Origin of the sequence: Acinetobacter sp. AHP123 (assembly GCF_023757925.1) — a bacterium.
Lineage (GTDB): Bacteria > Pseudomonadota > Gammaproteobacteria > Pseudomonadales > Moraxellaceae > Acinetobacter > Acinetobacter oleivorans.
This window is the reverse complement of the sequence record NZ_CP092454.1, coordinates 3,197,168-3,210,273: the sequence shown is the minus strand read 5'-3', so window position 1 is coordinate 3,210,273 and position 13,106 is coordinate 3,197,168. Positions and strand designations below refer to the sequence as shown.

Annotated in this window: 12 protein-coding genes; 6 read left to right on the top strand and 6 right to left on the bottom strand. The window is 39.6% G+C overall.

The features are described 5' to 3' along the window. Positions 1–28 precede the first annotated feature (28 nt). Both MJX77_RS15230 and MJX77_RS15225 read right to left on the bottom strand, forming a co-directional pair. Positions 29–1,372: an MFS transporter gene (locus MJX77_RS15230; protein ID WP_250374175.1), complete on the bottom strand. Its 1,344-nt coding sequence runs from the start codon at positions 1,370–1,372 to the stop codon at positions 29–31. Between the two features lie 16 nt (positions 1,373–1,388). Beyond that, a complete protein-coding gene (locus tag MJX77_RS15225; RefSeq protein WP_502806543.1) occupies positions 1,389–2,600 on the bottom strand; it encodes an OprD family outer membrane porin in 1,212 nt (403 codons plus the stop codon). 367 nt (positions 2,601–2,967) lie between these two features. Between MJX77_RS15225 and MJX77_RS15220 the strand changes: the two genes are divergently transcribed. Genes MJX77_RS15220 through MJX77_RS15200 form a run of 5 tightly spaced genes read left to right on the top strand, consistent with a single transcriptional unit; the run spans position 2,968 to position 7,854 of the window. Continuing rightward, positions 2,968–4,218: a dienelactone hydrolase family protein gene (locus tag MJX77_RS15220; RefSeq protein ID WP_252059553.1), complete on the top strand. Its 1,251-nt coding sequence runs from the start codon at positions 2,968–2,970 to the stop codon at positions 4,216–4,218. 12 nt (positions 4,219–4,230) lie between these two features. Then, positions 4,231–5,016 (top strand): SDR family oxidoreductase, encoded by a 786-nt coding sequence (locus MJX77_RS15215; RefSeq protein ID WP_049065314.1) that lies wholly within the window; start codon positions 4,231–4,233, stop codon positions 5,014–5,016. A 43-nt stretch (positions 5,017–5,059) separates the two neighbouring features. Beyond that, positions 5,060–6,298, top strand: coding sequence for a styrene monooxygenase/indole monooxygenase family protein (locus MJX77_RS15210; protein WP_252059552.1), 1,239 nt, complete (start codon positions 5,060–5,062; stop codon positions 6,296–6,298). A 25-nt stretch (positions 6,299–6,323) separates the two neighbouring features. After that, complete coding sequence (locus tag MJX77_RS15205) at positions 6,324–6,854, top strand: flavin reductase family protein (RefSeq protein WP_252059551.1); 531 nt, start codon at positions 6,324–6,326, stop codon at positions 6,852–6,854. A gap of 52 nt (positions 6,855–6,906) precedes the next feature. After that, a complete protein-coding gene (locus tag MJX77_RS15200; RefSeq protein WP_252059550.1) occupies positions 6,907–7,854 on the top strand; it encodes a SphA family protein in 948 nt (315 codons plus the stop codon). A gap of 56 nt (positions 7,855–7,910) precedes the next feature. Here MJX77_RS15200 and MJX77_RS15195 read toward each other — a convergent pair whose 3' ends face one another. The 4 genes from MJX77_RS15195 to antA form a co-directional block, all read right to left on the bottom strand. Continuing rightward, on the bottom strand, positions 7,911–8,969 hold the full coding sequence (locus tag MJX77_RS15195) for an AraC family transcriptional regulator (protein ID WP_252059549.1): 1,059 nt from the start codon (positions 8,967–8,969) through the stop codon (positions 7,911–7,913). Positions 8,970–9,421: 452 nt separating this feature from the next. Then, a complete protein-coding gene (antC, locus tag MJX77_RS15190; protein WP_252059548.1) occupies positions 9,422–10,456 on the bottom strand; it encodes an anthranilate 1,2-dioxygenase electron transfer component AntC in 1,035 nt (344 codons plus the stop codon). Between the two features lie 5 nt (positions 10,457–10,461). Beyond that, positions 10,462–10,953 (bottom strand): anthranilate 1,2-dioxygenase small subunit, encoded by a 492-nt coding sequence (gene antB, locus MJX77_RS15185; protein ID WP_078220806.1) that lies wholly within the window; start codon positions 10,951–10,953, stop codon positions 10,462–10,464. Between the two features lie 2 nt (positions 10,954–10,955). Further along, on the bottom strand, positions 10,956–12,371 hold the full coding sequence (gene antA, locus MJX77_RS15180; protein WP_252059547.1) for an anthranilate 1,2-dioxygenase large subunit: 1,416 nt from the start codon (positions 12,369–12,371) through the stop codon (positions 10,956–10,958). A gap of 219 nt (positions 12,372–12,590) precedes the next feature. On the opposite strand from antA, the gene MJX77_RS15175 reads away from it, so the two are divergent. Continuing rightward, on the top strand, positions 12,591–12,941 hold the full coding sequence (locus tag MJX77_RS15175; protein ID WP_252059546.1) for a winged helix-turn-helix domain-containing protein: 351 nt from the start codon (positions 12,591–12,593) through the stop codon (positions 12,939–12,941). The last annotated feature ends 165 nt before the right edge of the window (positions 12,942–13,106 follow it).

Sequence of the window (13,106 nt, the reverse complement as noted above, 5' to 3'; positions counted from 1 at the left end):
AAATCAGCTTTTATTTATCGCTTAATATTTATAGACTTTCTTCTAGCTTTAACACTTGTTTGTTTTTAGATTTTTCATAGATCACTTTGAGGCTAAGTGCAATAAATGAGATGAAGGTTGGTAGTGCGAGAATAAAGAAAATACCGCTTAAGCTTAGGTTGAAAGTAAAAATAAGCGAGCCAAAGAAAGCACCTAAAATTGCACCGATACGACCAATACCATGCATCCATGAAACACCAACCGCGCGGCACACTGCTGGATAGAACATAGCTGCAAGTGGTAGTAATGAAGACTGAGCGCCAGCGAGTAATGCACCAATTAAGAAAATAGTAAGACCTAACAAGAAAATATTTGAGCTCACCAGACCAGCAACAATGAATAGGCCGAAAGCGATGAGATATGAATATTTAATCACTGTAGTCGGATTTAGTTTATCCATGTACCATCCCATAATGGTTGCACCAATTACACCACCAAAAGGGAAAATCGCTGCAATTAAACTAAACTGTTGAGTACTAAAACCTGCTGTTTTTAAAATCGTTGGCATCCAGCTTGTTAAAAGATAAAACACCAAAAGACTGGTAAAGCAGCAGAGCCAAAGCATGCTTGAACCCCACAGATATTTTCCTAAAACGACTTTAACTGGATTTTCATCTGAAGCATTTTCTGCTTGAGTTAAAACAAGTTTTACCGGCTCTTGAAAAGAATGACCTTGAATATTTTCTAAAATACGCTGAGCTTTGTCTTGTTGATGACGTGTAATTAAGTATTGAGTTGATTCAGGTAATTTAAGCAATAAAGCAACCACTAAAATTAGGGGAATGCTTCCGCCAATAATAATCACCTTAGCCCAGCCATAACTTTCTAATAGATAAGCTGACAGCACACCGCCACAAGAAATACCCAGCATAAAACCACAGCCAGCAAGACCTGTAAGGAATGCTTTACGTTTTACAGGCATATATTCAGAGACAATCGTACTGATGTTTGGCATGGCTGCGCCTAAACCAACACCTGTAATAAAGCGATAAATCATTAAGTCTTGAGTTGAATTAGCAAAGCCACACAAAATCGTAAATATGGAAAATAAAAGACTTGTAAAAACAATGACGCCTTTACGTCCAAATTTATCGGACAAAGGCCCAGAAATGATTGCACCGATCGACATACCGACTAAGGCAGCACTTAAAACCGGAGCAAGTTGAGGCTTAGTAATACCCCAATCATCCAGTAAGGCTGGAGCAATAAAACCGATAATTCCTGTGTCTAGACCATCACAGAAAAAGACGAAAAAGCCTAGGATAAAAACCATCCACTGTAGCGGAGACAGTTTCTCACGGTTGATAATCGTGTTTGCATCTATCGTTTTCATAGGTATTCCTTATTCATTAAAATTTTTTGCTGTAATTAACGAAGAAACGGTTTTCAGAGAAATCGTTTCCATGTTTAACGTCGTAATTGATGAAGATGTACTGAAGAGCTAGACCTTTGAGAAAAGGCTGTTGAAGGGCATAATTGACAATAACGTTTGCTTCACTTTCTTTATTTTTTAAGCCATCTGCTGTTTTGAAGTGATCGCCGTATACATATTTGAAAGTCGTATTTAAACCAGGCACATGATCTTTAAAGTCATAGCCATAGATGAAGTGATAAGACTTTTCATCTTGTTTGAAGAAACCAGTCGTGTTCCAGTTAATGAAATAAGTTTCAGGTAAGAATCCATCTGGTAACGGGTAAGCAGACTCACCAATAATTTGCTGATAACCCAAACCAAAGCTATGATTTTTTACTTTAAGCGTTTCTAGTAACCCTACATTTTGTGCATCGATGTCAAAAAGATTTCCATTATCTTTGGCATTAAAATATTTGAATTTTGAATTAACTGAAAAATTAGAATTTTTCCATAGGTGGTCAACGCCGACATAATGTTTGTTATATAAATCCTCCATATTCCCAAAGTAATATTCACCCTTCAACGTAGGCGTAAATTGATAGCGAAGATCTATGTAGTTAAGTCCATCGGAGTAGCCAGTCACACCTTTTGAAGTAAAAGAAAATCGATGAAAATCTTGTTCATTTCGCGGTGATACTTTTTCAATACGACCAATTTCTGCAAAAAGCTTATCGTTTAGCTGACTCTTAAGATTAGTTCCCCAATAAGACGTCAGAAGTTGTCGGCTTGCATCTACAGTGGTTACGGGTAAATCCAGCCATAATTCACCAATGCTTAGTAGTGTCTTGCTATAGCCTAACTTTAAAGTCGCGCCATATTTTAGATAATCAGGTGCTTGGGACTGCGTGGCTTTATCAAAAGGTAATACCGTATCTGCAACATGTTTATCTTGGCTTAAACGAACCGCATATTGTGCTGAAGCATTTGCGCCAATTTGAATTGGGGTTCCCCCAATTTCTAACGGCGTATCATGCATATTTGAGTTGTAAAATAGAGAAACTGATTGTGACCAGCTACCTGTGTCTTTTACATCTGGATTGTCATAGTTTCTGTCTATATATGCATTTTTTGATGTAAATTTCCATTCTTCATCCGCTGAATAAGCCTGAGTAGAAAATGCACTACAACATAAAATATTGATGAGCATTAACGTTTTTTGTTGTCCATAAATTGGCCATGGTCGATGCATAAATAAACGCCTTAATTTAGAAAATGACTGAGCTTTTTTATGTAATCAAATTAATTACATGACTTGATTGAACTATTTTTAGCCAATCGTCACTATCCAATAAGTCCTAATCTTCATCCATTTTTTCCAAATTAGATAAAAAGTATTAATTTAATTTTTTAATTTAAAGTTATGAAATTTATTAGTTTTCTTATTTTTAGTGTTTTATCCAGTTTGATGAATTTTGATAATTGCGCAGAGATTGGATAGTGCTTGCAGCTTTTGGACAGCCTAAAAAAATATTCGGATAGAAGATAAAGCCATAACAATGTCAGGAGTTGACACTATGGCTGGTCAAACCGTTCAAATTAAAACAGTATCTGGAAAACAGTTCAGTGCGTATCTAGCAATACCAGAAACAGGAAAAGGGCCTGGAGTGGTGCTTTGTCAGGAAATCTTTGGGGTAAATGCAGCCATGCGAGAAAAAGCAGAATTTCTTGCAGAAGAAGGCTATACCGTTTTAGTTCCTGATTTATTTTGGCGTGTAGCACCTAATATAGAACTAGGTTACACACCAGAAGATTTTCAAAAGGCTTTCGAGCTTTATCAGCAATATGATGAAAATCTTGGGGTTGAAGACATTCAGGACAGCTTAGCTTTTTTAAAGACTCGACCAGAATGTGACACCTCTACAGGCCTCGGTGTGGTGGGGTACTGTTTGGGTGGAAAGCTTGCTTATCTGGCAGGCTGCCGACTTCCTAACGTGGCATGTGCCGTAGGTTATTACGGTGTAGGCATTGAAAAAGCGTTAGATGAGTTAGCTAACGTAAAGGGTCGTTTGGTTTTACATATTGCAGAACTGGACCAATTTACACCGCCAGATGCGAGACAAGCGATTGTCGATGCAGCCAACCAATATTCAAATGTACAAACTTATGTTTATGAAGGTGTTGATCATGCTTTTGCACGCCCTAAAAGCAATCATTATCACAAACCGTCAGCACGTTTTGCCCACGAGCGTACAGTAACCGCTCTACATAACACGATTGGACCGAAATATGACCTAGTCGCGTTATGGGAAGAGCATATTCGTCATGAGTTTGATACCCGTGATGTGCCAGCAACCATGGCAACGATGGTCGCAGAACCTTATGTCAACCATATTCCAACTTTAACTGGTGGTGTAGGCCAAAGCCAGCTTGCCCGTTTTTATCAATATCACTTTGTTCACCAAAACCCGAAAGATATGAAGATTACTTCAATCTCTCGTACTGTTGGCTCAACGCAAGTGGTAGATGAGTTCATTATGAGCTTTACCCACGATGCAGAAATTGACTGGTTATTACCGGGGGTAAAACCGACTGGTAAATATGTAGAAATTCCAATGTTAGGTGTAATTCAATTCAGAGGTTCAAAGTTATGCCATGAGCATATTTATTGGGACCAAGCGTCGGTGCTCGTTCAAATTGGTTTATTAGACCCAACAGGCTTACCAGTTGCAGGTGTCGAGACAGCACGAAAACTTCTTGATGAAGATCTTCCTTCAAACACGTTGATGCCATCTTGGTCAAGTAGTGAAGGCAAGCCAGTCAATTAAGGAGTATCTGTAATGAATATAGATTTAAAAGGAAAAGTCGCTGTGGTAAGTGGCGGTGCAACACTGATTGGTAAAGCTGTTGTACAAGCTTTGGTAAGTGCAGGTGCTCATGTCGCTATTTTAGATATTGATGCCAAAGGCAAAGCGATTGCAGAAAGCTTTAACCATGACGTGATGTTTATCCAAACCGATTTAACTAGTGATGCAGCTATTCAACAAGCTGTGGCAGATATTCACCAACATTTAGGTGAAGTGAGTTACTTAGTCAATCTGGCATGTACATATTTAGATGACGGTTTCAAATCTTCACGTCAGGATTGGTTACAAGCACTCGATATTAATTTGGTCTCTACAGTTGAGCTGAGCCGTGCTTTATACAATGACCTAAAAAAGCAGCAAGGTTCAATCGTTAACTTCACTTCAATCTCGGCCAAAGTGGCACAAACAGGGCGCTGGTTATATCCAGTGTCTAAAGCCGCGATACGTCAACTCACACAAAGCATGGCAATGGATTTTGCTGCCGATGGTATTCGCGTCAACTCCGTTTCACCGGGTTGGACATGGTCTCGTGTTATTGCAGAAGTCAGTGGTAATAACCGTGAAAAGGCCGATAGCGTGGCAGCCGATTATCACTTGCTAGGTCGATTGGGTCATCCCGAAGAAGTTGCCAATGTTGTTTTGTTTTTATTGTCACCCGCTGCGAGTTTTGTCACCGGAGCAGATTATGCGGTCGATGGCGGATATTCAGTGATGGGCCCTGAAGGATCACAGCCCGCCATTCCACGTTTAGCCGAATAGCACAGCGTTTTAAAAGCACATTTAGAAAATTATGGAGAATATTATGCGCCGTATTGCAATTGTTGGAGCAGGACAGTCTGGTTTACAGCTTGGTTTAGGCTTATTAGATACAGGCTATGACGTGACAATGATCACCAACCGAACTGCCGATGAAGTCCGTCAAGGTAAAGTCATGTCAAGCCAGTGTATGTTTCATACCGCTTTACAAACTGAACGTGACTTGGGACTAAATTTTTGGGAAGAACAATGTCCAGCGGTAGAAGGTATCGGACTGGCTTTAGTTAACCCTGAAAATGGTGGTAAAGCATTTGAATGGAGTGCTCGTCTTGAGCGCTACGCTCAATCGGTCGATCAACGCGTCAAAATGCCATATTGGATGGAAGAATTTGAACGCCGTGGCGGTCAATTGGTGATTCAAGATGTGGGTATTGAAGAGTTAGAACAACTCGCAAACGACTACGAGCTTGTATTACTCGCGGCTGGTAAAGGTGAAGTCGTTAAACAGTTTGAGCGTGATAATGCACGTAGTGTTTTTGATAAACCGCAGCGCGCTTTGGCATTGACCTATGTCAAAAACATGAAACCGATTTCACCTTATTCACGTGTGACTTTTAACATTATTCCTGAAGTTGGAGAATACTTTTCATTTCCAGCACTTACCGTTAATGGTCCTTGCGACATCATGGTGTTTGAAGGAATTCCAAATGGGCCAATGGACTGTTGGCAAGATGTCAAAACACCGGAACAGCATTTGCAGTGCAGTTTGGACTTACTCAAGAAATTTGTGCCTTGGGAATATGAGCGTTGCACAAATGTTGAGTTAACCGATGCTGGTGGATATTTGGCAGGACGTTTCCCACCGACAATACGCAAACCAATTTTGACATTACCCTCTGGCAAGCAAATTTTTGGCATGGCAGATGCCTTGGTGGTGAATGACCCGATTACTGGTCAAGGCTCAAACAACGCTGCTAAATGTAGCAAAATCTATTTCGATGCCATTTTAGCCAATGATAATCAAAACTTTAGCGAACAATGGATGGTTCAAACCTTTGAGCGTTATTGGGCCTATGCAGAAAAAGTCGTGGCTTGGACCAATAGCCTATTAGTGCCACCACAGCCTCATGTTGTTGAACTATTAGCCGCCGCAAGCCAAAACCAGAGCATTGCTTCAATTATGGCCAATAACTTCGATGACCCGCGCTCTTTTGCCCCTTGGTGGTTTGATGCAGATCAGGCTCAAGCATTCTTGGCCTCAAAAACTGCAGCAAAAGTAGCCTAGGTCATAGTCAAAGGGAGATATGAAAATGGACACAATTGAAACTTTATCTTTACAAGCAATTAATGCAGAAAACCCAAGAGAAATCCGTAATTTGCTTGGACAGTTTGCAACTGGCGTTACCGTGATTACAACTCGTGGTAAAGATGGTCGGAAAATAGGAATGACAGCCAATTCATTTTCTTCACTATCTTTAGACCCACCATTAATTTTGTGGAGTCTTTCAAAAACAGCGCCAAGTTTGTCTGATTTTGTTGAAGCTGAATATTTTGCCATTCACATGTTGGCACAAGAGCATCATCAGCTTTCTGGACATTTCGCTCGAGGTGCCGAAGATAAATTTGCAGGTATTGCCCATCAACAATGCAATGCAGGCGTTCCAATTTTATCCGATGCACTCGCAACCTTGGTTTGCCGCAATGTAAATCAGTATGAGGGCGGAGATCACCTGATTTTTATTGGTCAAATTGAACAATACCAACAACGCCAAGGTGAACCATTGGTATTCCACGCAGGAAAGTATCGGATTGCCGCTGAGCATCCAGAATTAGCACATTAATTCACAACAATCACGATCAATCCGGTCGTGATTTTTTATAGGAAATAAGAAGATGAAAAGCACTTTAATTAAACATGGCTTTTTAGCAGGGACATTGTTGGGTTTGCCATTAGTTTCTCATGCCTACGATTTACCGACCGTAAACTTAGGTATGACCAGCTTTCTCGATGGAGGTTTACCCGCAGGGCCCGGCTGGTATGCTCAAACTTACTTTCAAAATTACGATAGCAATAAACTGGTCGATTCCAATGGACAAAAACTCGGTTTACCTAAAACTGATTTAAATTATCAAGTACTGGTTGAACAGATTAGTTATTTATCGAATATCCGAGTAAAAGATAAAGCCAGGCTAGGTATGAATTTTTTAATTCCTTTTGTTAGCAAAATGGACATGGATGATGGCTTGAATAATGCTGCCATTAAGGCCCAAAGTGGCTTTGGGGACATTATGATTGGACCTTTTATTCAATTCGATCCAATCATGGGCGCGCAAGGGCCGAAGTTTGTACATCGTTTTGAGTTTCAGGTGAATTTACCTACTGGCGAATACGATCGGCAAAAAGATATTAACCCCAGTAATAACGCTGTTTCATTTGACCCTTATTGGGCTGCAACGTATTGGTTTAATCCTAAATGGACTGCATCTACACGTATCCATTATCTCTATAACTTTAAGAATAATGACCCAAGCTATGCTTTTGCTGGAGCTAATGACATGCAAGCTGGTCAAGCGATTCATGCAAACTTTGCAACAGACTATGCCATTACTGAACAGTTCCGTTTAGGGCTCAATGGCTATTGGTTAAAACAAGTCACGGACACAGAAGTTGATGGTGAAAAAGTCAAAGGTCGACGTGAACAAGTTTGGGCGATTGGTCCGGGTGCGATGTACAGTTTTTCTAAAAATGATCACTTGGTTGCAAATGCATATTTTGAGCAAGATGCTGAAAACCGACCAGAAGGTACGCGACTACAAGTTCGTTATGTTCATCATTTTTAAACCATAAAAAAAGCCTTTTATATTTATTGATATAAAAGGCTTTATCTATTTTTAGTTTACGAAAAAATTGAAGTAATTAAGCCTGAGCCTTCACTTTGACCAGAACGGCGGGTAGAAGAAGGTAATTCACCATAACGGCGTTTGTACTCTTGAGAAAAACGGCCTAAATGGCTAAATCCCCATTTAAATGCAACGTCAGTGACCGATAGATTTTCATTATGCATCAGCTCTAAATGAGCCTGTTCAAAACGTAACTCTTTTAAATAAGACATTGGGGTTGTCCCCAAATAGTTTTTAAAACCAGTAAATAGGGTTCTTACGCTCACGCCTGCATGCTCGGCCAGAATTTCGACGTTAAGCGGCTCATGTAAATGTTCTTTTATATAAGCTTCTGTACGCTTCACAAAATAAGGAGAGACTGTTTTTTCTTTAAACTGATCTATTTTATGTAATGCATTATTGGGTTGACCATAAATGAGTGCATTAAATAGATTTGACTCAAACTGTTTAAAGGCTAAAGGATGATGAAGCGGGTGTTGCTCACAGCCCAAAGCATCCATCAATGTTCTAACGAGCTGTAAAAAGTAGGCTCCACTTTGTGTAGCAAAGTCTAATTTTGGGTCAAAAACAAGTAAGTTATTTTCTGAATCAGCAATATGTTGACGGCAATGGTAAGTAAAATCATCCTTTGAAACTTTTAAAATGAGCTGTGGTGAGTTCGCGTGCCAGCGCATACGTAAAGATTGCTGAGGTGAAATAAGAGAAGCAACTTGAGAATAAGAAATAAACTTTTGCGAACCAAACTCAATTTCTGCGTAGCCTTGAGTTGGAATTTGAATTAAGTAAAAGTTATCAAGGTGATCTGGTTCAATAATGACATCCGCACCATATTCCAAGCGACTAATAGACAATGCACCTGTTTTAACATGGTGCATGGTTGCACTGAAATCTCGCTTTTGATGAGAGATTTTAAGATCATGCGGTTTAAAAATCTGCCCTACATTTCGGCAAGTTTCACTTAAATCGTGGTGATCAAACACCAGATTATGATTGGTAAAGATAGACTCATTTTGAAAATGACGCCCACTGAGTTCTGGGGAGTTGGCTTGGTTCATATTTATCCCTTTTGGCTCACTCCTGTATTTACTTGTGTTGTAAAAGCTTTAAAACTTCGCTGCACAGCAAGTAAATACGGCACTTAAAAAATTAAGTTACTCGCAAATTACAATGAGATATAAGCAAAATACAGACCAATTTAACCGCTAATTAATATGATTTTCTCAAATTTTTACGTCGGATTTTGTCCATCAATTTAATACATTTGAGAAATAGAATAGGGGGATATAAAAGGTGCTATAAGTTAATCTCATCATGACCTTATTCCTTAAGATCTATCAAAATTTATAGCAAATCCGAGCGAACTGGTCAATTTTATTTTGTCGGAATTTATTGTTTTATATTATTGATATATATTAACTTTTAATTTTTATGCAAAAATTCAATATACCCCCTTGCAGAGTATATTGAATCATTTCAGGTTTTAGTGGTTTTTAAATTATTTACACTTTTAACGTGAGGTATTGCTCTGTAAAAACTTCTCGCTGTAAATACGATAGTTTTGCAAAGATTGCTCATCTAACCAATTTTTAACAGCTTCAATCATTGGCGGTGGACCACATAAATACATATCAAAAGCCTGCTCGGCCAGTTGATCTTTATTTAAGTGCTCATGAATATAGCCCGCTTTGCCTTGCCAAGCTTCGGTTGCCTTAGTCACAATCGGGTGATAACTAAAGTTTGGAAGCTGTTCTGCATAGGCGTGTAAACGCTGTTGTTCACATAAATCGGTTTCATTATTTACGCCGTAGTACAACTGAACAGCAGGTGAGTTAGGCTGCTCGACCAAGTTATCAAGCATTCCCAAGAAAGCTGATAATCCTGTTCCACCAGCTACAAAAACCAGTGGTCGCTGTACTTCACGTAAATAGAAACTACCAAGCGGTGCTTCAATGAGTAGGGTTTGTCCAACCTGACAACGATCACGCAAATAATTACTCATCACACCGTCTGGCAAGAGACGAATGAGAAATTGCAATTGATTGGTTGCATTTGGTCTATTTGCAAAAGAATAAGAACGCCAATCTTCAGTATCTGGAATTTGCAAACGAGCATATTGACCCGGTAAAAACTGAAGCTGTTCAGCATGACTGCTCGCATCAAGATGCAAAATTGCTGTCGTTTCAGAAACCAGTTCAACCGCGGTCACTTTGGTTTCAATTTTTAAAGTATCACCAGCGTTACAGATAGCAGAATCATGATCGAAATAAAAAGCAGCATCGGATTTCACACGCGTCTGGCAAGCTAACATTTTACGCTCAGCCAAATCACGCTCACTTAATGCATCTTCATCAACATATTCTTGTTCATAAATACCAGTTTCACACTGACCCTGACAGGTACCACAAACACCTTCACGACAGTCTAGCGGTAGGTTAATTCCTTGGCGAACTGCTGCATCAAGCAACAATTCGTCGTTATTTACCGAAATGAAAAAGGTTTTGCCATCGGCAAAGTTAAGTGCAACTGAATGTCCCATTTTCATTCCCCTTAAACGTGATAGAAGTCTAAAACGGAATCAATTTTGTCATTAAGCAAAATGCTGTGCTGACGACGAATGCGGAAACCATCTGCTGTTTGGCGTAAAAGATAAGTAGCGTGTCCGTAAAAACAGCCTTCTAAACCTTGACGGTTATAAAGCGTTTGCCATGCAACTTTTGCTTCGATAAGGCCATCATCCAGTGTTTTAACTCGAATGTTGTTTATGCTGTGCAAAGTACGTGGTAACGGAGTTGCAGATGCTGCTTTTCCGGTACGAATACGGAATACACGGTCTTCAAGGCCTGTACGGTCCGCATAATAGATATAAGACAAGCCCTGATTTGGATCTTGAACATAGTTATGGTCATCAATCCACTGTGGAATATGATATTCACTATCTTCATCGTAAAGCTCTAGATAGGCATCCCAGTCATAAGCATCGCAAAGCTCTGCTTTTTTGTACAAAAACTGAGATACAGCAAAATTTAGTTCTTGTGACATGGTTACACCCCATCCATTACAGCATTGTTTTCAAAAGTAATATCTTGCATTTTCAATGCTTTCTTGTTTAAGCCATCGAGCATTAGACGTTGCCAATGCCCATGCTGGTTTACATAGAGTCCCTCGTGGGTAAACTCACGACCAGTAATGACGGGTTGAATGCCTAAATCTTGTGAATTTTTGGTCGCACCATATTCCCAAGACTGACAACCGCGCGAAATATCGCTCCAACGTTCAAGTCGTGCTTGGAAACCTTTTTGCTGTTCACGGAATTCAACTAAATCGTCTGGGGTACCAAGGCCTGATACATTAAAGAAATCTTCGAACTGGCGAATACGGTTACGGCGTGCTTCAGCAGATTCACCTTTAACACCAATACATTGACTAATGACTTCAGTTTTATTCCATGCCACAGGGCGAACAATACGAAGCTGAGAACTAATTTGGTCCATAAAAAATAGGCTAGGGTACAAGTTCAAGTTTCTTAAACGATGCATTGCCCATTCAGCATATTTGTCGCCGTATTTTTCTACTAAATAAGGCATAACCGTGCTGTAGCCCGGACGAACAGTTGGGTTCGGCATGTCACTAAACAACACACTATGACCATTTTTAAAACTAAACCAGCCATCGTCAGTTTCTGAGTCACCGGCACCTAACTTGCTGTAGTCAAGCGTATCGAGTTCTTCACCTTTTGATGCATTGACTTGCTGACGGTGTTGGACTGTAGAGACATAGTTATAGTGAACGGTACTGACATGGTAACCATCTAAGCCATTTTCATTTTGTAGCTTCCAGTTACCTGCAAAGGTATAAGATGACTTGCCTTGTAATACTTCGAGTTCACCAGTTGGTGACTGATTAACCATTAAATCAAGGAACAATTTGGCATCGCCCAAAAAGTCTTCAAGAGAATCTGTTGCTTGAGTATCAAGGCTTACAAATACAAATCCACGGTAGCTGGCAATACGGCCTTGTTTTAAGCCTCGGCTTGATTTATCAAAATCTTCACAATATTCACCAGGCGCTTTGACTTTCACCAAGCGGCCATCTGACTTATAACACCATGCGTGGAACGGACAGGTAAATGTAGACTGGTTGCCTTTAGCAACGCGTGTTATAGTCGCGCCGCGGTGCTCACAAGCATTGACCATCGCGTGTAATTCGCCTTTACCATCACGGCTCACAATAATCGGTTGGCGACCAATTTGAACTGTTAGGAAATCATGATTGTTTGGAATCTCACTTTCGTGACATGCATAAATCCAAACCTTTTCAAAAATGAGTTCCATTTCCAAGTCAAATAGTTCAGGCTCAGTAAACATATTACGTGCAATACGAAACACGCCATCGTTAGGACGGAAGTCGATACATCCATCTACAAAATCATTCCATTGTTTTAAATTAGATGAGGTCATTTGCTCAATCCTATTCATTCAGCTTTTAACTGATTGAACCGCGATTAGGCTTTGGCCTCTATCCGTTTTTTCCAGATCTTTATCCACTTTGTGCAGTTTTGATTTTTTAATAAGACTCTTTTTAAGAGCTAATCGAGATTTAAATTTGTATATGTCTTAGCTTGTTAAACTTCCCTATAATGTTAACGAGCATAAAATAAACTTTTGTGAACTAAGCCTATGAAAGAACAAAATTTAAAATTACAGATTAGAATTCTTTTAGAGCAGAACATTGCGTTTGGTCCGGGTAAGGCAGACTTACTTGAAGCGATTGAGAAAACTGGTTCGATCTCACAAGCCGCAAAATCTATGAATATGAGCTACCGCCGTGCGTGGCAGTTGGTAGACACCATGAATCAGTGCTTTGAAACAGCTTTAGTTGAAACTCAAACAGGCGGAGCACATGGTGGTGGGGCAGCCATTACAGCTTTGGGCCAGAAAGTCTTGCATCACTATCGCCAAATGGAAGTTAATGCTAGACAAGCTTTAGAACATGATTATCAAATTATGAGTAACTATTTAAAGAAATAAGATGAGAAATATTTTATAAATCAAAGAATTTAAGTGCGAATCAGTTTTATCTACCAATAGTTTTCAGTTGCTCAGAAAAAATATCCATCTTTATAAATAATTTCTACTTTTCATCGTCTATGGTTATCGCTATATTCTTGGGTATATATCGCTGCAAAAAACGAC